Annotated in this window: 23 protein-coding genes; 15 read left to right on the forward strand and 8 right to left on the reverse strand. The window is 72.0% G+C overall.

Going from position 1 to position 26489, the window contains the following annotated elements; all coding sequences use genetic code 11:
- Positions 1-11 precede the first annotated feature (11 nt).
- A complete protein-coding gene (gene mgrA, locus RYN42_RS03265; protein ID WP_315093680.1) occupies positions 12-1037 on the forward strand; it encodes an L-glyceraldehyde 3-phosphate reductase in 1026 nt (341 codons plus the stop codon).
- 96 nt (positions 1038-1133) lie between these two features.
- Here mgrA and RYN42_RS03270 read toward each other — a convergent pair whose 3' ends face one another.
- The gene (locus tag RYN42_RS03270; protein ID WP_315093682.1) at positions 1134-2201 is read right to left on the reverse strand and encodes a LacI family DNA-binding transcriptional regulator; all 1068 of its coding nucleotides are present in this window, start codon (positions 2199-2201) and stop codon (positions 1134-1136) included.
- Positions 2202-2448: 247 nt separating this feature from the next.
- Here RYN42_RS03270 and RYN42_RS03275 point away from each other — a divergent pair, with 247 nt between their 5' ends.
- Genes RYN42_RS03275 through RYN42_RS03305 form a run of 7 tightly spaced genes read left to right on the forward strand, consistent with a single transcriptional unit; the run spans position 2449 to position 12654 of the window.
- Entirely contained in the window at positions 2449-4764 is a 2316-nt protein-coding gene (locus tag RYN42_RS03275; RefSeq protein WP_315093684.1) for a glycoside hydrolase family 3 N-terminal domain-containing protein, read from the forward strand.
- Positions 4761-5801 (forward strand): ABC transporter permease subunit, encoded by a 1041-nt coding sequence (locus RYN42_RS03280; RefSeq protein WP_315093686.1) that lies wholly within the window; start codon positions 4761-4763, stop codon positions 5799-5801. Before RYN42_RS03275 ends, RYN42_RS03280 begins: the two co-directional genes overlap by 4 nt.
- Entirely contained in the window at positions 5795-6706 is a 912-nt protein-coding gene (locus tag RYN42_RS03285; RefSeq protein ID WP_315093688.1) for a carbohydrate ABC transporter permease, read from the forward strand. The genes RYN42_RS03280 and RYN42_RS03285 overlap by 7 nt, the downstream gene beginning before the upstream one ends.
- 27 nt (positions 6707-6733) lie before the next feature.
- The gene (locus RYN42_RS03290; protein WP_315093690.1) at positions 6734-8401 is read left to right on the forward strand and encodes an extracellular solute-binding protein; all 1668 of its coding nucleotides are present in this window, start codon (positions 6734-6736) and stop codon (positions 8399-8401) included.
- Positions 8402-8453: 52 nt separating this feature from the next.
- The gene (locus RYN42_RS03295; protein WP_315093691.1) at positions 8454-10469 is read left to right on the forward strand and encodes a beta-galactosidase; all 2016 of its coding nucleotides are present in this window, start codon (positions 8454-8456) and stop codon (positions 10467-10469) included.
- Positions 10466-11971 carry a GH39 family glycosyl hydrolase gene (locus RYN42_RS03300; RefSeq protein WP_315093693.1) on the forward strand — a complete coding sequence of 502 codons (1506 nt, stop codon included), beginning with the start codon at positions 10466-10468 and terminating at the stop codon, positions 11969-11971. Before RYN42_RS03295 ends, RYN42_RS03300 begins: the two co-directional genes overlap by 4 nt.
- 5 nt (positions 11972-11976) lie before the next feature.
- Positions 11977-12654 (forward strand): DUF624 domain-containing protein, encoded by a 678-nt coding sequence (locus RYN42_RS03305; RefSeq protein ID WP_315093695.1) that lies wholly within the window; start codon positions 11977-11979, stop codon positions 12652-12654.
- Here RYN42_RS03305 and RYN42_RS03310 read toward each other — a convergent pair.
- The 3 genes from RYN42_RS03310 to manD are packed head-to-tail and all read right to left on the reverse strand — an operon-like array spanning position 12644 to position 17066.
- The gene (locus tag RYN42_RS03310) at positions 12644-13642 is read right to left on the reverse strand and encodes an NADP-dependent oxidoreductase (protein ID WP_315093697.1); all 999 of its coding nucleotides are present in this window, start codon (positions 13640-13642) and stop codon (positions 12644-12646) included. The genes RYN42_RS03305 and RYN42_RS03310 overlap by 11 nt on opposite strands.
- 20 nt (positions 13643-13662) lie before the next feature.
- The gene (locus tag RYN42_RS03315; protein WP_315093699.1) at positions 13663-15810 is read right to left on the reverse strand and encodes an alpha-glucuronidase; all 2148 of its coding nucleotides are present in this window, start codon (positions 15808-15810) and stop codon (positions 13663-13665) included.
- The gene (gene manD, locus RYN42_RS03320) at positions 15807-17066 is read right to left on the reverse strand and encodes a D-mannonate dehydratase ManD (protein WP_315093701.1); all 1260 of its coding nucleotides are present in this window, start codon (positions 17064-17066) and stop codon (positions 15807-15809) included. Before manD ends, RYN42_RS03315 begins: the two co-directional genes overlap by 4 nt.
- 183 nt (positions 17067-17249) lie before the next feature.
- Here manD and RYN42_RS03325 point away from each other — a divergent pair, with 183 nt between their 5' ends.
- Both RYN42_RS03325 and RYN42_RS03330 read left to right on the forward strand, forming a co-directional pair.
- Entirely contained in the window at positions 17250-18245 is a 996-nt protein-coding gene (locus RYN42_RS03325) for a LacI family DNA-binding transcriptional regulator (protein WP_315093703.1), read from the forward strand.
- Between the two features lie 99 nt (positions 18246-18344).
- Positions 18345-18827 carry a nucleoside deaminase gene (locus RYN42_RS03330; protein ID WP_315093705.1) on the forward strand — a complete coding sequence of 161 codons (483 nt, stop codon included), beginning with the start codon at positions 18345-18347 and terminating at the stop codon, positions 18825-18827.
- Here the strand turns inward: RYN42_RS03330 and RYN42_RS03335 are convergent.
- Positions 18814-19596: a hypothetical protein gene (locus RYN42_RS03335; protein WP_315093707.1), complete on the reverse strand. Its 783-nt coding sequence runs from the start codon at positions 19594-19596 to the stop codon at positions 18814-18816. The genes RYN42_RS03330 and RYN42_RS03335 overlap by 14 nt on opposite strands.
- A gap of 67 nt (positions 19597-19663) precedes the next feature.
- On the opposite strand from RYN42_RS03335, the gene RYN42_RS03340 reads away from it, so the two are divergent.
- Positions 19664-20071, forward strand: coding sequence for a DUF1232 domain-containing protein (locus tag RYN42_RS03340; protein WP_315093708.1), 408 nt, complete (start codon positions 19664-19666; stop codon positions 20069-20071).
- A gap of 3 nt (positions 20072-20074) precedes the next feature.
- On the opposite strand, the gene recQ is transcribed toward RYN42_RS03340, so the two are convergent.
- Positions 20075-22069, reverse strand: coding sequence for a DNA helicase RecQ (gene recQ / locus RYN42_RS03345; RefSeq protein WP_315093710.1), 1995 nt, complete (start codon positions 22067-22069; stop codon positions 20075-20077).
- A gap of 162 nt (positions 22070-22231) precedes the next feature.
- Between recQ and RYN42_RS03350 the strand changes: the two genes are divergently transcribed.
- From RYN42_RS03350 to RYN42_RS03365, 4 genes are read left to right on the forward strand one after another with little or no spacing between them, the layout of a single operon-like run.
- Complete coding sequence (locus RYN42_RS03350; protein WP_315093711.1) at positions 22232-23026, forward strand: SDR family NAD(P)-dependent oxidoreductase; 795 nt, start codon at positions 22232-22234, stop codon at positions 23024-23026.
- Positions 23027-23036: 10 nt separating this feature from the next.
- Positions 23037-23606 (forward strand): orotate phosphoribosyltransferase, encoded by a 570-nt coding sequence (pyrE, locus tag RYN42_RS03355; protein ID WP_315093713.1) that lies wholly within the window; start codon positions 23037-23039, stop codon positions 23604-23606.
- A gap of 4 nt (positions 23607-23610) precedes the next feature.
- A complete protein-coding gene (locus RYN42_RS03360) occupies positions 23611-24324 on the forward strand; it encodes a hypothetical protein (RefSeq protein WP_315093715.1) in 714 nt (237 codons plus the stop codon).
- 27 nt (positions 24325-24351) lie between these two features.
- Positions 24352-24921, forward strand: coding sequence for a LemA family protein (locus RYN42_RS03365; RefSeq protein ID WP_315093717.1), 570 nt, complete (start codon positions 24352-24354; stop codon positions 24919-24921).
- Here RYN42_RS03365 and RYN42_RS03370 read toward each other — a convergent pair.
- Together RYN42_RS03370 and RYN42_RS03375 are read right to left on the reverse strand one after the other, a co-directional pair.
- A complete protein-coding gene (locus RYN42_RS03370) occupies positions 24918-25703 on the reverse strand; it encodes an HAD-IIA family hydrolase (RefSeq protein ID WP_315093718.1) in 786 nt (261 codons plus the stop codon). The genes RYN42_RS03365 and RYN42_RS03370 overlap by 4 nt on opposite strands.
- Positions 25700-26467, reverse strand: a complete 768-nt coding sequence (locus tag RYN42_RS03375; RefSeq protein ID WP_315093719.1) for a VTT domain-containing protein — start codon at positions 26465-26467, stop codon at positions 25700-25702. Before RYN42_RS03375 ends, RYN42_RS03370 begins: the two co-directional genes overlap by 4 nt.
- Positions 26468-26489: the final 22 nt, after the last annotated feature.

Here is a 26489-nt window from a genome sequence, read left to right on the forward strand (position 1 = left end):
AGCGTGCTGCCATGCCCTATGACGCCGACGCCTCCCGCTACGACTCCATGACCTACCGCCGCACCGGTCGCAGCGGACTGGACCTGCCCGCGCTGTCGCTCGGCCTGTGGCACAACTTCGGTGACACCACCCCGCTGGACACCCAGCGGGCCGTCCTGCGCCGGGCGTTCGACCTGGGCATCACGCACATCGACCTGGCAAACAACTACGGCCCGCCGTACGGCTCCGCGGAGGAGAACTTCGGCCGCGTGCTGGCCTCCGACCTGCGGCCGTACCGCGACGAGCTGGTCATCTCCTCCAAGGCCGGCTACGACATGTGGCCGGGCCCGTACGGCGACGGCGGCTCCCGCAAGTACCTGCTGTCCTCGCTGGACCAGTCGCTGACGCGCATCGGCGTGGACTACGTCGACATCTTCTACTCCCACCGCCCCGACCCGTCCGTGCCGGTCGAGGAGACGATGGGCGCCCTGCACACCGCGGTGACCAGCGGCAAGGCGCTCTACGCCGGCATCTCGAACTACTCCCCGGAGCAGACCCGGACCGCGCAGCAGGTGCTCGCGGACCTCGGCACGCCGCTGCTCATCCACCAGCCCAGCTACTCGATGTTCAACCGGCACATCGAGAACGTCGGCGAAGGTCAGACCGAGAACCTGCTCGACGTCGTCGGCGACCTGGGCATCGGCACCATCGTGTTCTCCCCGCTGGCGCAGGGCCTGCTGACCGGCCGCTACCTGTCCGGCGACGTGCCCGCCGACTCCCGCGCGGCCGTCGGCCACTTCCTCAAGCCGACCGCCCTGTCCGAGACGTACCTGTCCCGCGCGCGAGCGCTGAACGAGGTCGCCGCCGGTCGCGGTCAGTCCCTCGCCCAGCTGGCCCTGTCCTGGGTCCTCCGCGACGACCGCATCACCTCGGCCCTCGTCGGCGCCAGCTCGGTCGCCCAGCTGGAGGACAACGTCAAGGCGCTCAGCGCCCCGCCGCTGACCGAGGACGAGCTGTCGGCCATCGAGCCGCACGCGGTCGACGGCACGGGCCGCTGACCGCGTCCGACCGAGGGCGCCAACTCGTCAGTTGCAGCCGACATCGTCCGCTCTAGCAGACGAACCCGGCCGGAGCTGACGAGTTCGGCGTCGGGGTCAGACCACCCGCGCCGGGGGGGCGGTGCTTTCCCGGATCACCAGCTCCGTGGCCAGGTCGATGCGCGGGTTGGTGGGCGCCTCGCCGCGGGCCATCGCCAGCACCATGCGGGTGGCCGTCGCGGCCATCTCCTGCAGGGGCTGGTGGATGGTGGTCAGCGGGGGGCCGATCCACTCGGTGACGGGCAGGTCGTCGTAGCCGACGATCGACAGGTCCTCCGGGATGCGCAGGTTCAGCTCACGGGCCGCGCGCATCACGCCGAGCGCCTGGAAGTCCGAGCCGGCGAAGATGGCGGTGGGCCGGTCGGGACGGTCCAGCAGGTCCATGCCGTGGGTGTAGCCGCCGCCGACGAAGAAGTCGCCGTACCGCACGAGCGTCGGGTCCACGGCCACGCCGGCCTCGTCCAGCGCGGTGCGGTACCCGTCGATCCGCGCGCGGCTGCACAGCACGTCGACCGGGCCGGAGATGACGGCGATCTTGCGGTGCCCGAGCCCCAGCAGGTGCCGGGTCGCGGCCAGGCCGCCCGCCCAGTTGGCGGACCCGACGGTCGGGACACCGGCGGGCTGCTCACCGGCCGTGTCGACGACGACGAACGGGATGGACCGCGTCTCCAGCTGCCGCCGCTGCGCCGGGTCCAGGTCGGACAGGACGAGGATGACGCCACGGGGCCGGCGCGCCAGCACGTCGTCGAGCCACTCCTGCCGGGGTCGGTGCGCACCGCCCAGCTCGGAGAGCACGACGCCCATCCGCTCCGGGCCGGCCACGGACTCGACCCCCTTGATGATCTGCACGGCCCAGCCGGCGTCGAGCTCGTGGAAGACGAGGTCGAGCAGCCCGGGGCCGGACTGGGAACGGCCACGACGGCGGCGGTACTGGTACCGGTCGATGACCTCCTCGACGCGAGCACGGGTCACCGCGGCGACGTCCGTGCGCCCGTTGAGCACCTTGGAGACCGTGGGGATGGACACCCCGGCCTCGGCGGCGATGAGGGCGATGGTCGCCGTGGTCCCAGGTAGCTCGGGGACGACGTCGTCTTCGGGGCTCGCGGAGGCGCTGGTGGTGGTCATCGAGGCTGAGGGTCCGGTCTGCTCGTCGCAACTATCGGGCAGAACGTAGCACCGACCGTGGACCCCGCCCAGAACAGCGGCCGGATCTCATCCGGTCCCTGCTCGATGATGAGAAACGTTTGCCAAAATTCGCATCACGATTGCCATCGCCGCCCGAGGGGCCTAGCGTCCACCTCCGGCAGATATCGACAAAGCGGTCGATACTTTCGACTCTCACAGGGCCGTGAGACGGAGGTGGACAGGTCGGATGACAGAGCAGATCGCACGCCCGGACGGCGTCGTCGACGACCTGGTCGCCCGCATGACCCTGGAGGAGAAGCTCTCGCAGCTGGTCGGCCTCTGGGTCGGTGCGGACGCCACGGGCGGCGGCGTCGCCCCGCACCAGTCCGAGATGACGGCCGACGGGCTCGGCTGGTCGGAGGTCATCCGCGACGGCCTGGGCCAGCTCACCCGCCCGTACGGCTCCGCGCCCGTGCACCCCGCCGCGGGTGCTCGCTCGCTGGCCGCGTCGCAGGCGGAGATCGTCGCCGCCAACCGCTGGGGCATCCCGGCCCTCGTGCACGAGGAGTGCCTCACGGGCTTCGCCGCCTGGGGCGCCACCGCGTACCCGGTCCCGTTGTCCTGGGGCGCCAGCTTCGACCCCGTGCTGGTCGAGGCGATGGCGCACCGGATCGGTACGTCGATGCGGTCGGCCGGCGTGCACCAGGGACTCGCGCCCGTGCTCGACGTGACTCGCGACTACCGGTGGGGCCGCACCGAGGAGACCATCGGCGAAGACCCGTACCTCGTCGGCACCGTGGGGACCGCCTACGTGCGCGGCCTCGAGAGCGCGGGCGTCGTCGCCACCCTCAAGCACTTCGCCGGGTACTCGGCCAGCCGCTCCGGGCGCAACCTGGCACCCGTCTCGATCGGTCCGCGGGAGCTGGCGGACGTCATCCTGCCGCCGTTCGAGATGGCGGTGCGCGAGGGCGGCGCACGGTCGGTCATGCACTCCTACGCCGAGCTCGACGGTGTGCCGTCGGCCGCCGACGCCACCTTGCTCACCACGACCCTGCGCGACCGGTGGGGCTTCGCCGGCACCGTCGTCGCCGACTACTTCGGCATCCGGTTCCTGCAGACGCTGCACGGCGTGGCCGGCTCCGAGGCCGAGGCGGCCGTGCTCGCCCTCACGGCCGGCGTGGATGTCGAGCTGCCCAGCGTGCACTGCTACGGCGAGCCGCTGCGTGGTGCGCTGGCCCGCGGCGAGGTCGACGAGGCGCTGGTCGACCGGGCGGTCCGCCGCGTCCTGCTGCAGAAGGCCGAGCTGGGCCTGCTCGACCCGGACTGGTCCCCGACGCCGACCGCCGAGCCCGTCCTGGACGACGACGAGAGCCGCGACCTCGCCCTGCGGCTGGCGCGAGAGGCGATCGTCCTGCTGGCCAACCCGGCGGACACCCTCCCCCTGCGCGCCGGCGCGCAGATCGCGCTGGTCGGGCCGCTGGCGGACGACCCCATGGCGATGCTCGGCTGCTACTCGTTCCCCGCGCACGTGGGCGTGCACCACCTCGAGCACGGGCTGGGCATCGAGATCCCGACGCTCCGGGACGCCCTGCGCCACGCCCGGGCCTCCGTCGCCTACGCCCGCGGCTGCGACGTCACCGACCCGAGCCGCGAGGGGTTCGGCGAGGCGGTCGACGCCGCGCGGGCCGCCGACGTCTGCGTCGTCGCCGTGGGCGACCGGGCCGGCCTGTTCGGCCGCGGCACCTCCGGCGAGGGCTGCGACGCCACCGACCTGCACCTGCCCGGTGTCCAGGAGGACCTCGTGCGGGAGCTGCTCGACACAGGCACCCCCGTCGTGATCCTGCTGCTCACCGGCCGGCCGTACGCGATCGGCCCGCTCGCGGCCGACGACGCCGCCGTGGTGCAGGCCTTCTTCCCCGGGCAGCTCGGCGGGCAGGCGCTCGCGGAGGTGCTCGCGGGGACCACCAACCCGTCGGGGCGCCTGCCGGTGAGCATCCCGGCGGACGCCTCGGGCCAGCCGGGGACCTACCTGTCCGCGCCGCTGGGCCGGCGCACGGGCGTGTCGTCGGTGGACCCGACGTCGCCCTTCCCGTTCGGCCACGGCCTGTCGTACACGACGTTCAGCTGGTCGGCCCGCGCGACGAGCGAGGTGTGGCCGGTCGACGGCGAGGCGACCGTCGAGGTGCTGGTCACCAACACGGGGGACCGCGCGGGCGCCGACGTCGTGCAGCTGTACCTGCACGACCCGGTCGCCCAGGTGACCCGGCCCGTCGTGCGCCTGGTCGGGTACGCGCGCACGGAGCTCGAGCCCGGGCAGTCCGCCCTGGTGACGTTCACCGTGCCCGCCGACGTCACCGCCTTCACGGGACTCTCCGGCGCCCGCGTCGTCGAGCCCGGTGATGTGCAGCTGCGGGTGGCCCGCTCCAGCGCCGACGACTGCGAGGTCCTGGCGTTGCGGCTCACGGGCGAGCTGCGCGAGGTCGACCACACGCGCCGCCTGACCACGGAGGTGTCCGTCCTCCCGCTCGGCGCCCACGACCTGATGGAGGTGACGAGCGCATGACCCTGCAGGAACCCGCGGTGGCCGACCCGGTCCCACCCCCGGCGCTCCTGGTGCCGGCACCCAGGAAGAGGAACAAGCGCAAGCCGCGCAAGGAGACGTGGGTCGCGCACGACGGGACGGTGATCCACGCCGTGCACCAGAGCTGGGCGGCGGCGCTGCGCAAGGACTGGCGGCTCTACTCGTTCCTGGTGCTGCCGCTCGTCTTCCTGATCATCTTCCGGTACGTGCCGATCCTCGGGAACGTCGTCGCGTTCCGCCGGTTCCGGCCGGGCGGCAGCATGTTCGGCGACGAGTGGGTGGGCCTCTACTACGTCCGCATGTTCATCAACGACCAGCAGTTCTGGCACGCGTTCACCAACACGGTGGTGCTCGGTTTCCTCACCCTGCTGGTGGTGTTCCCGCTGCCGATCGTCCTGGCGCTCATGCTCAACGAGGTCCGGTCCCGGACGTTCAAGCGGAGCATCCAGACGATCTCCTACCTGCCGCACTTCATGTCCGTCGTGATCGTCGCGGGCATCGTGTTCCAGCTCACCTCCGTCAACGGCACGGTCAACCAGATCATCGAGGCGGCCGGCGGGCAGGCGGTCACCTTCATGCAGGAGCCGTCCTGGTTCCGCACGATCTACCTGACCTCCGAGGTCTGGCAGACCGTCGGCTGGGGCACGATCCTCTACCTCGCGGCGCTCACGACGATCGACGACCAGCTCTACGAGGCGTCGCGCATCGACGGCGCCAACCGGTGGCAGCAGACCTGGCACATCACGCTGCCCGGCATCCGGCCGACGATGATCGTGCTGCTCATCCTCAACGTCGGCACGTTCATGGCGGTCGGCTTCGAGAAGATCCTGCTGCTGTCCAACCCGCTCATCTACTCGACGGCCGACGTCATCTCCACGTACCTGTACCGCGTCGGGATCGTGTCCAACTCCATCAGCTACGCCACGGCGATCGGCCTGTTCGAGGCCCTCATCGGCGTCACCCTGATCCTGTCGGCCAACGCGATCTCCCGGAAGACCGTGGGGGCCAGCCTGTGGTGACCACCGACCTCACCCGCGTCCCCTCCACCGGCGTGAAGGACACCCGCGGACTGCGCGTCTTCCGCCTGGTCAACGGCGCGGTCCTCCTCGTCGTCGCGGCCCTCGTCCTGTACCCGTTCGTCAACATCGTGGCCCAGGCCTTCAGCTCCGAGGGCTACATCAACTCGGGGCAGGTCAACCTGGTCCCGCGCGGGTTCAACCTCACCACGTTCCAGGTGGTGTTCGGCGACTCGATGTTCTGGCGCAACTACCGCAACACCATCGAGTACACGGTGATCGCCACGGCCATCGCGATGGCCCTGACCACCACGTACGCATACGCCCTGTCCAAGCAGCACCTCAAGGGCCGCAAGTTCTTCATCGGCGTGGCCGTGGCCACCATGTTCTTCAACGGCGGCCTGATCCCGAACTACATCCTCATCAGCCAGCTCGGCTTCCGGAACACCCTGTGGGCGATCGTCCTGCCCAACGCCATCAGCGTGTTCAACCTGCTGGTGATGAAGTCGTTCTTCGAGAACTTCCCGAGCGAGCTCGAGGAGGCCGCCTCGATCGACGGCATGAGCACCTACGGCGTGTTCTTCAAGGTGGTGCTCCCGCTGAGCAAGGCCGTGGTGGCGACGATGCTGCTGTTCTACGCGGTCTCGTTCTGGAACGGCTGGTTCGGCGCCTTCCTCTACATGGACGACCCGAACCTCTACCCGGTGACCGTGTACCTGCGCAACCTCATGGCCGGCGTCACCGGCGGCACGTCGATCCAGGGCGGCGGCACGGACAACCTCACCCAGATCGGCGCCAACGTGCAGTCCGTGACCATGCTCCTCACGGTCCTGCCCATCATCTGCCTCTACCCGTTCCTCCAGAGGTACTTCGTGTCGGGCGTGATGCTCGGCGCGGTGAAGCAGTAACCCCCTTCCAGCTCTCCAAGGAGAATCATGAGGACCACCAGAAAGCGCGCCGCCGCCGCCGCGTCGGTCGCGGTGCTCGCGCTCACGCTCACGGCCGCGTGCTCGTCGGACGGCGACCCGGCGGACGAGCCGTCGGCCAGCGCCAGCGGCATCCCCGACGCGCAGCGCGTCGGCGCCATGGAGGACTTCGAGGTCGGCACCGACTTCGTCGCGACGGAGCCGGTGACGCTCGGCGTCCTGTACCGCGACCACCCCAACTACCCGCTGAACAAGGACTGGCTGTTCTTCTCGCACCTGGCGGAGAACAACAAGGTCAGCTTCGACCTGACCAGCGCGCCGCTGTCCGACTGGGACGCCAAGAAGTCGCTGATCATCAGCGCCGGCGACGCCCCGGACCTGATCCCGGTGACCTATCCCGGTCAGGAGACGCAGTTCGTGTCCGGCGGAGCCCTCCTGCCGATCAGCGACTACGTGCAGTACATGCCGAACTTCCAGCAGAAGATCGAGGAGTGGGGGCTCCAGCCCTACATCGACAACCTGGTGCAGGCGGACGGCAAGTACTACATGCTCCCGGGCCTGTACGAGTCGCCGCAGCCGCAGTACTCCATCGCGATCCGCCAGGAGCTGTGGGAGAAGGCGGGGATCACGGACGACCCGCAGACGTGGGACGACCTGCGTGACGACCTCGAGACGCTCAAGGACGCGAACCCGGGTGTCTGGCCGATGTCGGACCGCTGGTCCACGACGAACAACAGCCCGCTCGGGGCCACGCTGAACCTCGCCGCGCCGAACTTCGGCACGGTCGCCGGCTGGGGCTTCGGCAACGGCCTGGTCTACGACGAGGACTCGACGACGTTCTCGTACGCCGCGTCGGGCGACGGCTACAAGGAGCTCGTGTCGTACTTCGCCTCGCTGGTCGAGGACGGCCTGCTCGACCCGGAGTCGGTCACCCAGGACGACGACACCGCGAAGCAGAAGTTCGGCAGCGGCCAGTCGCTGGCGATCTCCGGCAACACCCAGGAGATCACCAGCTACGCCAAGACGTTCACGGACGCCGGGAACACCGAGGCCAAGGTGCACCTCATCCGGGTGCCCGAGGGCCCCGCCGGGGACAACGTCGCGTCCGGCAGCCGGGCCGCGTCGGGCTTCATGCTCTCGTCCGAGGTGGCCGAGAAGCCGCACTTCCTCGCGCTCCTGCAGTTCGTCGACTGGCTCTACTACTCGGACAACGGCCTCGAGTTCGCCAAGTACGGCGTCGAGGGCACCACGTTCACCCGGGACGGCGAGACGCGGACGCTGGCCGCCGACGTCGACTGGAACGGCGTCAACCCCGCGGGCACCAAGAAGCTGAACGCCGACTTCGGCTTCAGCAACGGCGTGTGGATGCTGGCCAACGGCACGACGGACGAGCTGATCCGCGGGCTGAACACCGAGGCGACGAACGAGTTCATCGACGCCATGGCGGACAAGACCGAGCTGCCGCTGGTCCCGTCCGCACCGCTGGACGAGATGCAGCAGGAGCAGATCACGCTCTGGCAGGCCGCCCTGAACGACTCGGTCACGCAGAACACGGCCGCGTTCATCCTCGGCCAGCGCCCGATGTCCGAGTGGGACGCGTGGCAGACCGAGCTCAAGGGTCTGAACGTGGACCAGTACGTGGAGACGTTCAACACCGCTCTCGCCGCCAAGGGCTGAGCACCTCGGCCGGCCCCGCGTTCCCGCGGGGCCGGCCTGTCCCTGGAGGACCATGAGCGACCAGATCCTGTACGGCGGCGACTACAACCCCGAGCAGTGGCCGCGCGAGGTGTGGGACGACGACCACGCGGCGTTCGACCTGGCGGGGATCACGGCGGTGACGGTCGGCGTCTTCGCGTGGGCGCACCTGCAGCCCGCGGAGGACCGCTACGACTTCACGACGCTGGACGCGATCGTCGAGCGGGCGGCCGCCGAGGGCCGCCGCATCGTCCTGGCCACCCCGAGCGGGGCGATGCCGCCGTGGCTGGCCCGTGCGCACCCCGACGCCTGCCGCGTCGACTTCGAGGGCCGGCGGCACGTGTACGGCCAGCGTCACAACCACTGCCCCTCCTCGAGGGCCTTCGCCCGGTTGTCGGTGGCGATGGCCGGCCGGCTGGCCCAGCGGTACGGCGACCACCCCGCAATCGTCGCCTGGCACGTGGGCAACGAGTACGGCGGCGCCTGCTACTGCGACCTGTGCGCGGCGGCGTTCCGCGTCTGGCTGCGGGAGCGCTACGTCACCCTGGACCGGCTCAACGAGGCCTGGAACACGACGTTCTGGTCGCACGTCTTCACCGACTGGGCCCAGGTCCAGCCGCCGACGGCGCTCTCCGAGCACTGGCGCGGCCCGAACCACACCGCGTTCCAGGGCATCACCCTCGACTACCGCCGGTTCATGTCCGACGCGCTGCTCGGGGGCTTCCTGGCCGAGAAGGCGGCAATCCGCGCGCACGTCCCGGAGACCCCCGTCACGACGAACCTCATGGGGCTCTACCAGCCGGTCGACTACCACCGGTGGGCGCCGCACCTGGACCTGGCCACCTGGGACAACTACCCGCCCGAGGACCCGTCGCCGGTCCGGACGGCCGCGCGCATGGCCCTGGCGCACGGGGCGATGCGGGGCCTGCGTGGGGGAGCGCCGTTCTGGGTGATGGAGCAGACGCCGTCGACCACCGCGAGCCGGGACGTCAACGCGGTCAAGCGTCCCGGCGTCCTGGCGCTGTGGACGTGGCAGTCCGTGGCGCACGGCGCCGACGCCACCCTGTTCTTCCAGCTGCGGCAGTCGCGCGGCGCCTGCGAGAAGTACCACGGTGCCGTCCTCGACCACGGCGGCCGCACGGACACCCGGGTGTTCCGGGAGGTCGCGGCCCTCGGTGCGCAGCTGGCCGCGCTCGGCGACGCGACGCTCGGTGCCCGGACCCCCGCGCGGGTGGCGCTGCTGCTCGACTGGGACTCGTGGTGGGCGGCGGAGATGTCCGACGGCCCCAACCGGAACGTCCGCTACCTCGACGTGCTGGGCTCCTACCACCGGGCGCTGTGGCACCTGAACGCGCTGGTCGACGTCGTCCCGGTGACCGCGGACCTGTCCTCCTACGACGTGGTCGTCGCGCCCCTGCTGCACCTCGTCAAGGGGGACCTGGCATCTCGCGTGCGCGCTCTGGTGGAGCGTGGCGGCTCGTTCCTCACCACGTTCCTGTCCGGCCGCGTCGACGAGGACGACAACGCGTTCCTCGCCGACGCCCCCGGACCGTTCCGGGACCTGCTGGGTCTGCGGATCGAAGAGACCGACGCGCAGCAGCCGTCCGTGGTCAACCCGGTGACGCTGGACGGGGTCGTGCACGACGCCCGGCACGTCTTCGAGATCGTGGTCCCCGACGAGGGGACCGCGGTCCTGGGAACGTACGGCGCCGACTTCTACGCCGGCTCCCCGGCAGTCACACGGGCGTCGGCCGGTGCCGGCGACGCCTGGTACGTCGCCACGATGCTGGACGACGCCGGCGTGGCCGACGTGGTCCGTCGCGTGCTCGACCGGCACCGGCTCGTGGGTCCGCACGCCGACGACGAGGGCGTCGAGGTCGTCGACCGGGTGTCGCCGGACGGCACCCGCCACCGGTTCGTCCTGCACCACGGACCCGAGCCGGTGACCGTGACCGCCGAGGTCTCGGGCACCGACCTGCTGACCGGCCGCGTCGTCGAGCTCGGCCAGCCCGTGACCCTCTCCCCGACCGAGGTGCTCGTCCTGTCATGAACCGCGTCCTGATCCCTTCCCAGCCCAGCGGCCCGCTCCCGTCCGCGTGGCGCGAGTGCGTCGGCACCGGCCGCCTGAACCTCGCGCTGCGCGCCGACTACCAGGCGTCCGCCGCGCTGGTGCAGCAGGAGATCGGGTTCCGGTACATCCGCGGCCACGGGCTGCTGTCCGACGACCTGGGGGTGCTGCGCGAGTCGCAGGGCGTCACCCGGTACACGTTCACCTACGTGGACCAGGTGGTGGACTCCTGGCTGCGGATCGGGCTCAAGCCGTTCCTGGAGCTGGGCTTCATGCCCTCGGCGCTGGCGTCGGGGGACCAGACGGTGTTCTGGTGGCAGGGCAACGTGACGCCGCCGCGCTCCCACGACGACTGGGCGGCGCTGGTGCGGGCGCTGCTGCGGCACCTCGTCGACCGGTACGGGCTCGAGGAGGTCCGCACCTGGCCGATCGAGGTGTGGAACGAGCCGAACCTCACACAGTTCTGGCAGGGCGCCGACCAGGCCGCGTATTTCCGGCTGTACGAGGCCACCGCGCGGGCGGTCAAGGACGTCGACGTGTCGCTGCAGGTGGGCGGCCCGGTGCTGTCCCCGGGGGCCGACGAGTGGTGGGCGCCGTTCGCCGACTTCGTCGCGACGCGCGACGTGCCCGTGGACTTCGTCAGCCGGCACGCGTACTCGTCGGGACCGGCCCAGCACGTGCCGTTCGGCGTCTACCAGACGTTCGAGCCACCGCAGGCGCTGCTCGACCAGTTCGACGCACCGCGCCGGCACCTGGTCGGGACGGCCCTGGCCGGGCTGCCCGTGCACATCAGCGAGTTCAACACCTCCTACCGGCCCGACAACCCGATCCACGACACCGCGTGGAACGCCGCCTACCTGGCCCCCGTGCTGGCGGGCGGCGGTGACCTGGTCGACTCCTTCTCCTACTGGACGTTCTGCGACGTGTTCGAGGAGGAGAACATCCCGACCTCGCTCTTCCACGGCGGGTTCGGGCTGCTCACCCACCGGCAGGTGCGCAAGCCGACGTTCCACCTGTACGCGTTCATGGCGCGTCTCGGTGGGTCGGTCCTCGCCCGCGGCGTCGACCACCTGGTGTGCCGGGACGACGACGGACGCGTGACGGTCCTCGCGTGGCAGCCGCTCGGGGGTTCCGACGACGGCCCCTACGGCTCGACGCCCGCGACGCACGAGGTCCGCCTGCGGATCCCGGTGCCGTCCGACGTGGCGGTCGTCCGCCGGTCGGTGAGCGAGACGGAGGGGAACGCCTGGTCCGCCTGGCGCGAGCTCGGCCGGCCGCGGCACCCGTCCGACCGCGTGCTCGACCTGCTGCACGACGCGTCGGCCCCGGTGGTCCGCCACTTCTCACTGCCTGCTGCAGACGGCCACGTCGACCTCGACCTGACGCTCGGCCGGCACGAGGTGACCCTGGTCGAGCTGCTCCCGGTGACCCCCGACGAGCACCCGGGCCTGGACGACCGTCGGCTCCTGGGTGTGGTCGGATGACGGCCATGACGACCAAGCCGGACGACGAGATCGGCGTCGGCTTCCTCCCGCGCTGGTCGGCGATCGTCTACTGGTTCCTCGTGGTCGAGGCGATGCTCGTCCTGACCGCACTGCCCGGGCTGGTCCTCCTGCAGCTGCTCGAGCGCGACGCCAGCAACCTGCCGCTCGTCGCGCTGGCGTGCGTGCCGTTCGGTCCGTCCGTGGCGGCGGCCCTGTTCGCGTGGCGGGTCTTCGCGCGCGACCGCGACCTGTCCCCGGCCCGGCACTTCTGGCGCGGCTACCGCCTGGACGCCCTCGACGTGCTCCGCTGGTGGGTGCCTACGCTCGCCGTCCTGGCGGTGGTGGCCGTCAATCTCACGCACCTGGGCAGCGCCGGACTGCCGCCCGCACTCGGCGTCGCCCTCGGTGCGGTCGCGCTGCTGGTCGCCCTGTGGTCCGCGCACGCCCTGGTGCTCAGCGCCCTGTTCTCGTTCCGCACCCGTGACGTCGCCCGCCTCGGCGCCTACTTCCTCGCAGCCAAGCCCCTGGTCACCCTCGGGTTCGCCTCGGTGCTGGTGCTCACGGCGGCCGCCGCCTACGTCACCGACTGGCTCCTCGTCCTGCTGGCCGCCCCGCTGACCTACCTCTACGCGCGCACCGCCGCTCCCGTCGTGGCGGTCGCCGAGGCGCGGTTCACAACCTGACCACCGTCTTGCCCGTCGTCTCCCCGCGCATCATCGCCAGGAACGCGTCGACCGCGTGGTCCAGGCCGTCGATCACGGTCTCGTCGTACGCGATCTGCCCGGTGGTGAACCACTCGCGCATGTCCGCGACGAACGCGGGGTAGTGCTGCGTGTGGAAAGGGACGGTGAAGCCGCGCAGCGTCAGGCCCTGCTGGATGATCCGGGCCAGGTTCCGCGGGCCGGGCTGCGGGTGCTCGTCGTTGTACCCGGAGATCGCCCCGCACACGGCGACGCGGCCGTCGCGGCGCAGGGTGCCGATGGCCGCCTCGAGGTGCGCGCCGCCGACGTTGTCGAAGTACACGTCGATCCCCTCCGGAGCGGCGGCCTGGAGCTGGCGGTAGACGTGCCCGTCCTTGTAGTCGAACGCGGCGTCGAACCCGTAGCGCTCCTGCACGAGCGCGACCTTCTCGGGGGACCCGGCCGAGCCGATCACCCGGGACGCGCCCTTGAGCTTCGCGATCTGTCCCACCATCGACCCGACCGCGCCGGCGGCCCCCGACACGAACACGACCTCACCGGGCTGCATCCCGGCGATCTGCAGAAGCCCGAGGTGCGCAGTGAACGCCGTCATGCCGAGCACGCCGAGGTAGGCCGACAGCGGCACCCCGTCGTCGACCACCCGGAACTGGGCCGCGTCGCCCTGGGCAAGGTCGCGCCAGCCGAGATCGTGGGTCACGGCGGCGCCCACGGGCACGACCGCCGACGTCGACTCCACCACCCGGCCGATGGCGCCGCCGGTCATGGTCGCGTCGAGCGCGAAGGGCGCGACGTAGGACTCGGCGTCGTTCATCCGCCCCCGCATGTACGGGTCCACGGAGAGGAACGCGTTGGCGACCCGCACCTGGTCGGGCCCGAGGTCGGGCAGGTCGACATCCACGGTGCGGAAGTCCTCCGGCACCGGCCACCCCTGTGGGCGACGGACGAGCTGGACCTGCGTGCTGATCGCCATGGGGTCGATCCTCGCTCAGGTCAGTAGATCCTGCGGCCCGTCGCGTCCGGGATGCCCGAGCGGCGGAAGAACGCGCTGCGCAGCTGGTCGCGCCACTCCCGGGCGCTGCGCTCCTGCTCGGCCAGCCGCTGCGTCACCCGGTCGAAGAACGCGTCCGGCACCTTCCCCTGCACAGCCGCGCACGTCGACGCCATCCGCACGACCTCGTCGTACCCGTCGGCGTGGGTGTCGTAGAGGTGCTGGATGACGGTCGAGCCGCTGTGCAGCACGTGGGTGTACGGGACGTGGTGGAAGAACAGGAGCAGCTCGTCCGGGCAGGTCTCCACCGACTCGTAGACGTCCCGCCACGGCGCCGCGTACTGGCCGGTGAACCCGGTCCCGGTGGCGCGGGTGCGGTCGACGCCGATGCCGTCGCGGTCCGCGAAGTGGTAGGTGCCCCAGGCGGTGTACTCGTAGCCGTCGACGTCCGGCCCGTAGTGGTGGCCGGGGCGGACCATGAACCCGACCCCGAGGGGCGCGGTGTACTTCTCGTAGGTGCGCCAGGACCCGTCGAGCACCTCGTGCACCGCCGCGCGGACCGCGGGGTCGTCGCCCAGCGTGAGGCCGATCCACTCGTCGAGGACCGCGATCGGGTCCTCCTCTCCCCACGCCAGCCGCGCGAACGCGTAGAGGTTCGCCTGCGCGAGCGGGTGGCCGGTCCAGAACTCGTCGTCGCCGACGTTGGAGACGGCGACGAGGCCTGCGGTCGGCGGTCGCTGTCCGTGGTGCTGCGACAGCCCGGCCGCGAGGTACGCCACCGTGCGCCCGTCCTCGGCGAGCGGGAACCGCAGGATCTCGTCCCACTGCGGCCCCAGGTACACCGCGTGCTGCTGCTGCCCGGTGTACTCCTGCGTCACCTGCAGCTCGACCGCCAACCGGGTCTGCGGCATCGCGGCGATCACGGGGGAGACCGGCTCGCGCGCCTGGAAGTCCATCGGGCCGTACTTGACCTGCAGGACCACGTTGTCGTCGAACCGGCCGTCCAGCGGCGTGAAGTGGTCGTACGCGGCGCGGGCGCGGTCGGTGGACCGGTCGCGCCAGTCCTGGTGGTGGTCGTACACGAACGCGCGCCAGAACACCGTCCCGCCGAACGGCGCCAGCGCCCGGGCCAGCAGGTTCGCACCGTCGGCGTGGTCGCGGCCGTACGCGAACGGGCCGGGCTGCCCCTCGGAGTCCGCCTTGACGACGAGGCCGCCGAAGTCCGGGATCGCCTCGTAGACCCGCGCGACCGCAGACGTCCACCAGTCCTGCACGGCGCGGTCGAGCGGATCAGCGGAGTCGAGCCCGCCCACGGTGATGGGCGCCGCGAAGCTCACCGACAGGTACACGCGGATGCCGTGCGGCCGGAACACCTCGGCCAGCCGGGCGACGTCGCCGACGTGGTCGGTGAGCAGCCGCGCCTCGGCCGCGTGCACGTTGACGTTGTTCAGCCCGACCGCGTTGATCCCGACCGACCCGAGCAGCCGCGCGTACTGCGCGACCCGCGAGAGGTCGTCGCGGACCCGACCCTCGGACCAGAAGATCGAGCCGCCGGCATACCCGCGCTCCACCTGGCCCATGACCGGGTGGACGACGGTGTTGTCCCAGTGGTCGAGCATGCGGATCGGGTGGACCGGTCCGTCCCACCACGTCTCGCCCTCGGTGTCGGCGAACGCGGAATCGCCTCGTCGGACCAGGGCGTGCATCCCGTAGAGCAGGCCGGCTGCTCCGTCCGCCATCACGAGCGTGGTGCGGCCGACCCGGAGGGTCGTGAAGGAGTCCGAGCCGATCGTCGCCCACCGAAGGAGCGTGAAGCGCTCGCCGAGCACTGCCGCGATCGCCGGCAGGTACGGGTCGTGCCGCTCCGCGGTACCGGGACGGGGCACCATCCGGGTGGCGGCGCTGCCGGCCACCGCCACGCCGGGCACGATCGCGAGGATCACGTCCTGCGACGCGGCGACCTCGGCGGTCACGGGATCCGACTCGGTCGTCGTGGTCAGGCTGCCACCGAACCGTTCCGTGGCAGCCGCGACCTCGTCGACCACGGTCTGCGCCACGGGCCCGTCGTCCGGCCCGACCGCCACCAGCACGCGCCGCGAGCCCAGCGGCCGGAAGACCTCGTCGGGCAGCCACATCGGGTGGGTACTCACCAGTCGTGCACCGTCCCGTCCTTGAGCCGGTTGAACGGCAGGTACGCCGCCTGGTACGGGAACCGTGCGGCCGCGTCGTCGTCGTAGGTGACGCCGAGACCGTTCTCGGCACCGGGGTGCAGGTAGCCGTCCTCGAACGTGAACGACTGCTGGAACACCTCGTTCGTCCGCGCGCCGTGCTGCATGTACTCCTGGATGCCGAAGTTGTGGATCGCCAGGTCGAGGTGCAGCGCGGCGGCCATGCCGACGGGGGAGATGTCGGTGGGCCCGTGGATGCCGGACTTGATCTGGTACTGCGCGGCGAAGTCGAGGATCTTGCGCAGGGCACTGATCCCGCCGGTGTGCGTCACGGCGGAGCGCACGTAGTCGATGAGCTGCTCGCGGACCAGCGTCTGGTAGTCCCAGACGGTGTTGAACACCTCGCCGATGGCCAGCGGGGTGGTGGTGTGCTGGCGGACCTGGCGCAGCGCCTCCTGGTTCTCCGCGGGCGTGCAGTCCTCCAGCCAGAACAGGTCGTACGGCTCGAGGTCCTTGCCCAGGCGGGCCGCCTGGATCGGGGTCATCCGGTGGTGCCCGTCGTGCAGCAGCGGGACCTCGGGCCCGAACTCGTTGCGGACGGCCTCGAATACCGACGGGATGTGCCGCAGGTAGGCGCGGGTGTCCCAGTCCTCCTCGACCGGCAGGGGAGCGCGCTGGGCAGGCTCGTAGTCGTAGCGGCCCGCCGACGACGGCTGGGCGGCCACCCCGTAGACGGCCGTGATGCCCGGCACGGAGGTCTGCACCCGGATGGAGCGGAAGCCCAGCTCCTGGTGGTGCCGGATGGAGTCGAACAGCTCGGGCAGGTCCCGTCCGCTCGCGTGCCCGTACGCCATGATCCCGGTCCGGCTGGCCCCGCCGAGCAGCTGGTAGAGGGGCAGCCCCGCGATCTTCGCCTTGATGTCCCAGAGGGCCACGTCGACCGCGGCGATCGCCGCCATGGTCACGGGTCCCCGCCGCCAGTACGCGGACCGGTAGAGGAACTGCCACGTGTCCTCGATGCGGTGGGCGTCCCGCCCGATCAGCAGCGGCACCACGTGGTCGGCCAGGTAGGACGCCACGGACAGCTCGCGCCCGTTCAGCGTCGCGTCCCCCAGCCCGACGACGCCGTCCTGCGTGGTGAGCCGCAGGGTGACGAAGTTGCGGTCGGGGCTGGTGACCAGCACCTCCGCCGACCGGATCGCCGAGCCGTGGAGGGGGGTGGAGTTCTGGGTGGGCACTGCGCTCCGATCCGCCGACGACACCGTCGGCGCTGCTCCGGTCCTGCGTCCTGACCCACCGTAGGCGTGACACCCGTCCAGGACAAACGTTTGCCGGGTATTGCCAGATCGGTCATGGGTCGCCACGATGGGGACCGCGCCGGGCCGGTCGGTCCGCGACGCCCCGACTCACGACGAGGACCGATGCCCAGGCCACCCACCCTCCGCGACGTCGCGGCCGCCAGTGGCGTGGCCATCTCGACCGCCTCCCGCGCGCTCACCAAGCCGGGCCGCGTGAACGAGCGCACGGCGATCCGCGTCCGGGAGGCCGCCCGCGAGCTCGGCTACGCGCCGAGCCCGTCCGGCCGCGCCCTGAGCTCCGGCCGCACGCGGATGGTCGCGCTCGTCGTCCCCGACGTCACCAACCCCTACTTCTTCGGCATCGTGCGCGGCACCGCCGCCCGGCTGCGGGCGGACGGGTACGTGCACGTGCTGGTCGACGCCGAGGAGTCGGTGGAGGCGGAGGAGCGTGCCCTGCGCGCGCTGCGCCCGACCGTCGACGGCGCCGTCCTGGCGGCCTCCCGGCTCGACGACGACCGGCTGACCGCCTGGTCGCACGAGTTCCCGATGGTCACCGTGAACCGCCCGGTGCCCGACCAGTCGGGCGTCCTGGTGGACACCGCCGGCGGCACCGGTCAGGCGCTCGCGCACCTGGCGTCGCTCGGGCACCGCCGGGTCGCCTACGCCGGCGGCCCGAGAGCGTCCTGGTCGGACCGGCGCCGGCGGGCGGTGCTCCGCACGGCGGCCAAGCGGCTGGGTGTCGAGGTGGTCGGCATGGGCCCGTTCGTGCCGCGTCGCGAGGACGGGGCGTCCGCCGCCGACGCCGCCCTGCACGCGGGCGTGACCGCCATCCTCGCGTTCGACGACCTGCTGGCCTTCGGCATCCTGGACCGGCTGGCCGAGCGCGGGCTCGACGTGCCCGGCGCCATGAGCGTCGTCGGCTGCGACGACGTGTTCGGCGCCGACCTGGTCCGCCCCGGCCTCACGACGATCGCCGCCCCGCTGGAGCGCGCCGGTCACGCGGCCGCCGATCTCCTGCTGGCACGCCTCGACCCCACTCACCCGGGCGGCACCGTCACGGTCGAGCTCCCGACCCACCTGGTGATCCGCGGCTCCACCGGCAACGCTCCGCCGCCCTGACCCACGTCGCAACCGCCCTCCCGCAACGTCCGAGCAGATGCACGTTCTGACCCACATCCGCTCGGACGTTGCGGGTGGGGCGGGTGGCAGGGTGGGGTCATGGCGATCATCGCGACCGACCTGATCCACCTGCGGCGTGCCGTCGACCTCGCGCGCGAGGCCCTCGACGACGGCGACGAGCCCTACGGCTCCGTCCTCGTCGACGCGTCCGGCGCGGTCCGGTTCGAGGACCGCAACCGCGTCAAGGACGGCGACGAGACCCGCCACCCCGAGCTCGAGATCGCCCGCTGGTCGGCCGCGCACCTCACCCCGGACGAGCGCGCCGCGGCGACCGTCTACACGTCCGGCGAGCACTGCCCGATGTGCGCCGCCGCGCACGCGTGGGTCGGCCTCGGCCGGATCGTCTACGCGACGTCGGCCCGGCAGGGTGCGACGTGGCGCGCGGAGTGGGGCGTTCCCGCCGGGCCCGTGGCCGTCCTGCCGATCACCGCCGTCGCGCCGGGCACGCCGGTGGAGGGCCCGGTGCCCGAGCTGGTGGAGGAGGTCCGCGAGCTGCAGCGCCGCCGGTTCAGTCGGCGTTGACCCGGTCGTCGTCGTACCCGAGCGAGTCGGTCTCGACGACCTCCAGCACCTCGAGGTCGGCCGCGCTCAGCAGGTCGCCGACCAGCGCCCTCGACCCCCCGACCACGGTGGAGTCCAGGTCCACCTCGGTGGCCAGGCACCACGAGTGGTCCGCCGGCCACAGCAGGTTCGGCGTCCGCCAGCCCGGCCGGAACGGGTCGACGTCCGCGCGGGCCTGCCCGTCGGCGAGCGCCACCAGGTCGTCCGGCGTCGCGCGGAACAGCAGGTACGCGCGGTGCGGGAGGCCCAGCTTGGGACCGTGCAGCACGTCCGGATCCAGCTCGGGTGGCGCCGGACGGGGCGGGGGGAGCTCGCCGTCGGGCTCCCCGACCCAGGCGAACAGCATCATCCCGCCCTCCCAGGAGGTGCCCTCCCAGAACGCCGCGACGAGATCCTCGTCCGGTGCGGTGTGCGCACCGAGCACCCGAGCCACCGCCCGCAGCTCCGGCAGGGAACCCTGCACGGCGTCGGGTCCCGACCACGAGCCGCCGAACGGTGCCGAACGCCGCATCAGCCGCCAGGACTGCGCGGTCGGGTGCAGCACGCGTCCGGTTGCCGCGGCCACCTCCGCCCAGCGCACCGGCCGCTGCGCCTCGTCGGCCATCGGGTGCAGCACCCGCGCGTACGCCGCGAACCCACGGGGGACCAGCGACCCCACCGCCGGCCCGAACGGGCCCAGCCGCAGGCGCAGCCAGTCGCCCACCCGCGGATCACGCTCGTACCGGAACATGCCCCCATCCCAGCAGGGCGTGTCCAGCGGACTCGGCTCGTACGCTGGCCGACGAGCGGAGGTGGCGATGCCGGACTGGGCCTGGACGATCGTCGGCGTCGCCGGTGGTCTGCTCCTGCTGTGGCTCGCGCTCGTCGCCGCGCTCTGGCTCACCCGACCCGACGAGGTGCGCCTGCGGGACCTGGTGCGACTGCTGCCCGACGTGGTGCGCCTGCTGCGCCGGCTGGCCGCGGACGCCACCCTCCCGCACGGCGTCCGGGTGCGCCTGTGGCTGCTGCTCGGCTACCTCGCGATGCCGATCGACCTGGTCCCCGACGTCATCCCGGTGATCGGCTACGCGGACGACGCGGTCGTCGTCGCCCTGGTGCTCCGCTCCGTGGTCCGCCGTGCCGGACCCGACGCGGTGCTGCGCCACTGGCCGGGCACCCCGGACGGGCTGGCCGCGCTGCGCCGGCTCACGGGCTCGCTCGACTGAGGGTCAGGCAGCGCCGACGCCGGCCAGCGCGGCGAGCAGCCCGGGGCCGTGCCGCTCCAGCTTGGCCGCACCGATCCCGCTGATCCCGCCGAGCGCCTCCAGCGACGTCGGCCGCTGCGTGACCACCTCGCGCAGGGTGGCGTCGTGGAACACCACGTACGCAGGCACGCCCTGCTCCTTGGCGACACCCGCCCGCCACGCCCGCAGCACCTCGAACAGCTCCAGCGCGTCGTCCGACAGGTCCGCGGCCGCGGTGGCCCGTGCGCCGCGCGTGCCCCGGGTCCGGACGACCTTCTCGGTCTCCCGCCGCAGCCGCACCTCGCGCGCCCCGCGCAGCACCTCCGCACTGTCGGGCGAGAGCCGGATGGTGCCGTACCCGTCGGAGTCCACCCCGAGCAGCTCCATGGCCAGCAGCTGCCGGACCACCCCGCGCCACTCGCCCTCGGACAGGTCCTGCCCGAGCCCGAAGGTCGACACGTCCTGGTGACCGAGCTGCGTCACCCGCGGTGTCACCTTGCCGCGCAGGATGTCGACCAGGTGCCCCGCGCCGTACCGCTGCCCGCGCTGCTCGAGCCGGACCACGGTCGACAGCAGCTTCTGCGCCGCCACGGTCCCGTCCCACGACTCCGGCGGGGTCAGGCAGGTGTCGCAGTTGCCGCACGGCTGCGAGGGCTGACCGAAGTAGTTGAGCAGCTGGACGCGGCGGCACGACACCGTCTCGCACAGGGCGAGCATGGCGTCGAGGTGCGCGGTCAGCCGGCGCTTGTGGGCCGAGTCGCCCTCGGACGTGTCGATCATCCGGCGCTGCTGCACCACGTCCGGCAACCCGTACGCGAGCCAGGCGGTCGACGGCAGCCCGTCACGCCCGGCGCGGCCGGTCTCCTGGTAATACCCCTCCACGGACTTGGGCAGGTCGAGGTGAGCGACGAACCGCACGTCCGGCTTGTCGATGCCCATGCCGAACGCGATGGTCGCCACCATCACGATGCCGTCCTCGCGCAGGAACCTGCTCTGGTTCCGGGCCCGCACCAGCCGGTCGAGCCCTGCGTGGTACGGCAGCGCCGGCACGCCGTGGTCGACCAGGAACTGCGCGGTCTGCTCCACCGAGTTCCGCGAGAGGCAGTAGACGATGCCGGCGTCGCCCTCGTGCTCGGTGCGCAGCAGGTTGAGCAGCTGGTCGCGCGGCTTGTCCTTGGGCGCGATGCGGTACTGGATGTTGGGCCGGTCGAAGCTGGCGACGAAGTGCCGGGCGTCCCCGAGCTGCAGCCGCTGGGCGATCTCCGCGTGGGTCTGCTCGGTGGCCGTGGCGGTCAGGGCGATCCGGGGGACCTCGGGCCAGCGCTCGTGCAGCATCGACAGCTGCAGGTAGTCCGGGCGGAAGTCGTGCCCCCACTGGGACACGCAGTGCGCCTCGTCGATGGCGAACAGGGCGACCGTCCCGCGGTCCAGCAGCTCGATGGTCTCCCTGACCCGCAGCCGCTCGGGCGCCAGGTACAGCAGGTCCAGCTCACCGGCGAGGTAGGCGTCCTCGACCTGCCGGCGCTCGTGCGACTGCTGCGTGGAGTTGAGGAACCCGGCGCGCACCCCCAGCGCCGAGAGGGCGTCGACCTGGTCCTGCATGAGGGCGATGAGCGGCGAGACGACGACGCCCGTGCCCTGCCTGACCAGCGCCGGCACCTGGTAGCACAGCGACTTGCCGCCGCCGGTCGGCATGAGCACCAGGGCGTCACCGCCGCGGACGACGGTGTCGATGATCTCCGCCTGCTCACCGCGGAACGCGTCGTACCCCCACACGCCGCGCAGCACCTCGGCCGCGGCGGCCAGGGCTGCCTCGGGATCGAGCACCTGGGCGACCTCGCGCGGGATGTCCGGCCGAGCAGCGCGGACAGGGACGGTGTCGTGCTCCGGCGGTGCGGCGTCGTAGGACGGGTCGAACGGCGGCTCCTCGTCCAGAGGCCAGTCCGGCACGTCGCCACCCCACCCGTCAGTCACGCGCACACCCTACGTGCCGCCGCTGACGCCCCCGGGCGCAGATCCACAGGGCCGACCAAGCCCTGGGTGACGCGGCACGTGCCCGTCCCGTGACTCATGGCGTGGTCGGCGGCGGCCACGCGTGTCGGGAGCGCGCGCGCTGCACCGGCGTCTCCGTAGGGTGGGCCCATGGCAACCGCACTGATCACCGGGGCGTCCGCAGGCCTGGGCCTGGAGTTCGCCTGGCAGCTGGCCACGGCCAAGCACGACGTCGTCCTCGTCGCCCGCAACGAGGAGCGCCTGCGCCGGCTCGCCGCGCAGCTGGAGGCGGCCGCCGGGATCCGTGCCGAGGTGCTCGTCGCGGACCTGTCCGTGCGCGCCGACGTGGAGCGGGTGGCCGACCGGCTGCGGGCCGACGAGCGTCCCGTCGGGCTGCTGGTGAACAACGCGGGCCTCGGGCTCAACCAGCGCTTCGTCACGGGGGACCTGGAGCAGGAGGAGGCCGCGCTCGCGGTCATGGTCACCGCGGTCATGGTCCTCTCGCACGCTGCGGCCGGCGCCATGGTCCGGCGCGGCCGGGGGGCCATCCTCAACGTCGCGTCCGTCGCCGCCCTGCTCACCTCGGGCACGTACTCCGCGCACAAGGCGTGGGTGCGGGTGTTCACCGAGAGCCTCGCGGTCGAGCTGCGCGACACCGGCGTCACCGCCACCTCGCTCAACCCCGGGTTCGTGCACACGGAGTTCCACGCGCGCGGCGAGATCGACATGACCGCCTACCCGGAGATCGCCTGGCTGAACCCGGAGGACGTGGTGGCCACGGCGCTCGCCGACGTCCGCCGCGGTGCCGTCCTGTCGACGCCGAGCCTGCGCTACCGGACGCTGTCAGCCGCCGCGCGCATCGCCCCCCGGGCGGCCGTCCGCGCGTTCGGCCGCTACCGACGGGCGTTCCAGGACCAGGACACCCAGGACGCGCCCGCCGAGTAGCCTGGCCGCCGTGACTTTCTCCCCGACGCCCCGCGAGCAGCTGCTCGAGCTCATCAAGACCCTCGCGGTCGTGCACGGGAAGGTCACCCTGTCGTCCGGTCGTGAGGCCGACTACTACGTCGACCTGCGCCGGGTCACGCTGCACCACCGCGCGGCCCCGCTGATCGGGCACCTGCTGCTGGACCGGCTGGAGGAGGTCGGCCTCGGCACCGCGGAGATCGACGCCGTCGGCGGGCTCACGCTCGGCGCCGACCCCGTCGCGACCTCGCTGCTGCACGCGGCGTCCTCGCGGGGGCTGGACCTCGACGCGTTCGTCGTCCGCAAGGAGGGCAAGGCGCACGGGCTGCAGCGCCGCATCGAGGGCCCGGACATCGCGGGCCGCCGGGTCGTCGTCGTCGAGGACACGTCGACGACGGGCGGATCGGCCATCACCGCGATCGAGGCGGCACGGGGGGCCGGCGCCGAGGTGGTCGGCGCTGCAGTGATCGTCGACCGGGCCACCGGGGCGCAGGAGCGGATCGAGGCGCTCGGCGTGCCGTACCACTCGCTGTTCAGCCTGACCGACCTCGGCCTGGGCTGAGCCGGTGGAGCTCGCACTCGTCCTGGGCTTCGGGGCGGTCGTCGTCGGCCTGCTGGTCCTCGGGATGTGGCTGCAGCGCAAGCGGCACGAGCGGTTCCGGCAGTGGGCGGCCGCGCACGGGTGGACCTACCAGGAGTTCGACCGGTCCCTGGCGGACCTCTCGCATGACCAGCCGTTCGGCGTCGGCAGCAACCGCAACGCGACAGAGGTCCTGCGCGGCTCGTTCCGGTCCCGCGACGCGCTCTCCTTCACGTACGCGTGGACCACCGGCAGCGGGAAGAGCCGCAGCACGCACCACGCGCACGTCGTCGCCCTGGCGCTGCCGGCGTTCCTGCCCACCGTCGAGGTGACGCCGGAGGGCCTGGGCGCCAAGCTGGTCAAGATGCTGGGCGCGCGGGACCTGCAGTTCGAGTCCGAGGCGTTCAACGAGGCGTACCGGGTGGCGGCGTCGGACCCGCGCGTCGGCCACGCGATCCTGCACCCCCGCCTCATGGAGCGGTTGCTGCGGGCCGACGCCCTGGGCAGCGCGTGGCGGATCGAGGGCACCGAGATCCTCTCGTGGGAGCCCGGGAGCACCGACGTGGACCGGCTGGCCTCCCGGCTGGGCCTGCTCGCGGCGGTCGTGGACTCGATCCCCCGGCACGTCTGGCAGGACCACGGCCACGACCCGTCGCCGACCACGATCGTCCCGCCGCCGCCCGACGCTACGATCGCCTGACCTGCCCGTCCGCTGAGAGGCCCTGCCGTGACCACCGGTGTCATCGTCCTGATCGTCCTCGCCGTGATCGTCGTGATCGTGCTCCTGTGGGCGGTCGCGACGTACAACGGCTTCGTCCGCCTGCGGAACCTGGTGCAGGAGGCGTGGCGGCAGATCGACGTCGAGCTGCACCGCCGGCACGACCTCATCCCGAACCTCGTCGAGACCGTCAAGGGCTACGCGGCCCACGAGCGCGGGGTGTTCGACGAGGTGACGCGCGCCCGCGCGGCCGCCGCCGGACCCGCCTCCGGTCCCGCCGAGCAGGCCGCGCAGGAGAACCAGCTCACCCAGGCTCTCGGCCGGCTGTTCGCCGTCGCCGAGAACTACCCGGTGCTGCGTGCCAGCGAGAACTTCCAGCAGCTGCAGGCCGAGCTCACCAACACCGAGGACCGCATCGCCGCCGGCCGCCGCTTCTACAACGCGAACGTCCGGGAGCTGAACACCAAGGTGGAGACGTTCCCCGCCAACGTCATCGCCAACATGTTCAGCTTCCAGCGCGCCGAGTACTTCGAGGTCGAGGAGCCCAGCGTGCGCGCGGCGCCCGAGGTCAGCTTCTAGACCCGCTCGATCAGGTCCTGGACCGAGTTCAGGATCTCGGTCGGCCGGAACGGGAAGCTCTCCACGTCGGCCAGCCGGGTGGAGCCGGTCAGGACCAGGAACGTGCGCAGCCCGGCCTCGATGCCGGCGACCACGTCGGTGTCCATCCGGTCGCCCACCATCACGGTGGTCTCGGAGTGGGCGTCGATGCGGTTGAGCGCCGAGCGGATCATCATCGGGTTGGGCTTGCCGACGAAGTACGGCTGGCGGCCCGTGGCGGCGCTGATCATCGCGGCGACCGCGCCGGTGGCCGGGAAGTCACCCTCGGCCGACGGGCCGGTCACGTCGGGGTTCGTGGCGATGAACCGCGCGCCGCCCTGGATGAGGCGGATGGCCTGCGTGATCGCCTCGAACGAGTAGGTGCGGGTCTCGCCCAGCACCACGAAGTCCGGCTTGGCGGCGGTCAGCGTGTAGCCGGCCTCGTACAGGGCGGTGGTCAGACCCGCCTCCCCGATCACGTAGGCGGAGCCGCCCGGCATCTGGTCGGTGAGGAACTGCGCGGTGGCCAGCGCGGACGTCCAGATGGCGCCCTCGGGCACGTCGATGCCCGACGCGGCCAGCCGGGCGCGCAGGTCCCGCGTGGTGAAGATCGAGTTGTTGGTGAGGATGAGGAACGGCCGCTCGCCCTCGCGCAGTGCCTTGATGAACTCGGCCGCGCCGGGCAGGGCGGTGCCTTCGTGCACGAGCACGCCGTCCATGTCCGAGAGCCAGGACCGGATCTCGCGCGGCCCCTGGTGCGTCATGCGTCGAACGCCTTGCGCTCGACGGCCTCGCGCTCGGCCTGCTCGTCGTACCGCGGGTCCCGGCCGTCCTCGTCCACGGGCAGACCGGCCGCGCGCAGCTTATTCGCGTGGCGGTTCTTGCGCCACACCTCGACGATGACGGGCGCCACGGACATGAGCACGACGAGGACCAGGAGCGCCTCGATGTTGTTCTTGATGAACGTGATGTTGCCCAGCAGGTAGCCGAGCATGGTCACGCCACCCGCCCACAGGATGACGCCGATCGCGTTGAAGAACGCGAAGTGCCGGTACGGCATCCGCCCGACGCCGGCCGCGACGGACGCGTACGTGCGCACGAACGGGATGAACTGAGCGACGATCAGCGTCCGGCCGCCGTACTTGTCGAAGTACGCGTACGTCTGGTCGATGTACCGCTGCTTGAAGAACCGGGAGTCCGGCTTGCTGAACACCTTCGGCCCCAGCGTGCGGCCGATCAGGTAGCCGGTCTGGGTGCCCGCGTAGGCGGTGACGATGAGCAGCAGGACCAGGGCCCAGATGCTGATGTTCACGGTGAGGTCGTCCTGCGCCACGAGCGCGCCCGCGGTGAACAGCAGGGAGTCGCCCGGCAGGATCGGGAAGAGCAGGCCGACCTCGACGAAGATGATTGCGAGGATGCCGACGAGCGCCCACGTCCCGAACGAGTCGATCAGGTGCTGCGGATCGAGGAAGTCGGGCCCCAGGGCCCCGATCGGCCCCGCGGCCGTGAGTGCGGTCGTCATCAGCATGGCGCCCAGAGTACGGGGCGTC

The sequence above is a fragment of the uncultured Cellulomonas sp. genome, assembly GCF_963527515.1.
Taxonomy (GTDB): domain Bacteria; phylum Actinomycetota; class Actinomycetes; order Actinomycetales; family Cellulomonadaceae; genus Cellulomonas.

Bases quoted from the DNA above. Each gene is read 5' to 3' on its own strand.
- mgrA (WP_315093680.1), top strand. From the start codon at position 12: ATGCCCTATGACGCCGACGCCTCCCGCTACGACTCCATGACCTACCGC.
- RYN42_RS03270 (WP_315093682.1), bottom strand. From the start codon at position 2,201: ATGACCACCACCAGCGCCTCCGCGAGCCCCGAAGACGACGTCGTCCCC.
- RYN42_RS03275 (WP_315093684.1), top strand. From the start codon at position 2,449: ATGACAGAGCAGATCGCACGCCCGGACGGCGTCGTCGACGACCTGGTC.
- RYN42_RS03280 (WP_315093686.1), top strand. From the start codon at position 4,761: ATGACCCTGCAGGAACCCGCGGTGGCCGACCCGGTCCCACCCCCGGCG.
- RYN42_RS03290 (WP_315093690.1), top strand. From the start codon at position 6,734: ATGAGGACCACCAGAAAGCGCGCCGCCGCCGCCGCGTCGGTCGCGGTG.
- RYN42_RS03295 (WP_315093691.1), top strand. From the start codon at position 8,454: ATGAGCGACCAGATCCTGTACGGCGGCGACTACAACCCCGAGCAGTGG.
- RYN42_RS03300 (WP_315093693.1), top strand. From the start codon at position 10,466: ATGAACCGCGTCCTGATCCCTTCCCAGCCCAGCGGCCCGCTCCCGTCC.
- RYN42_RS03305 (WP_315093695.1), top strand. From the start codon at position 11,977: ATGACGACCAAGCCGGACGACGAGATCGGCGTCGGCTTCCTCCCGCGC.
- RYN42_RS03310 (WP_315093697.1), bottom strand. From the start codon at position 13,642: ATGGCGATCAGCACGCAGGTCCAGCTCGTCCGTCGCCCACAGGGGTGG.
- RYN42_RS03325 (WP_315093703.1), top strand. From the start codon at position 17,250: ATGCCCAGGCCACCCACCCTCCGCGACGTCGCGGCCGCCAGTGGCGTG.
- RYN42_RS03330 (WP_315093705.1), top strand. From the start codon at position 18,345: ATGGCGATCATCGCGACCGACCTGATCCACCTGCGGCGTGCCGTCGAC.
- RYN42_RS03335 (WP_315093707.1), bottom strand. From the start codon at position 19,596: ATGTTCCGGTACGAGCGTGATCCGCGGGTGGGCGACTGGCTGCGCCTG.
- RYN42_RS03340 (WP_315093708.1), top strand. From the start codon at position 19,664: ATGCCGGACTGGGCCTGGACGATCGTCGGCGTCGCCGGTGGTCTGCTC.
- RYN42_RS03350 (WP_315093711.1), top strand. From the start codon at position 22,232: ATGGCAACCGCACTGATCACCGGGGCGTCCGCAGGCCTGGGCCTGGAG.
- RYN42_RS03370 (WP_315093718.1), bottom strand. From the start codon at position 25,703: ATGACGCACCAGGGGCCGCGCGAGATCCGGTCCTGGCTCTCGGACATG.
- RYN42_RS03375 (WP_315093719.1), bottom strand. From the start codon at position 26,467: ATGCTGATGACGACCGCACTCACGGCCGCGGGGCCGATCGGGGCCCTG.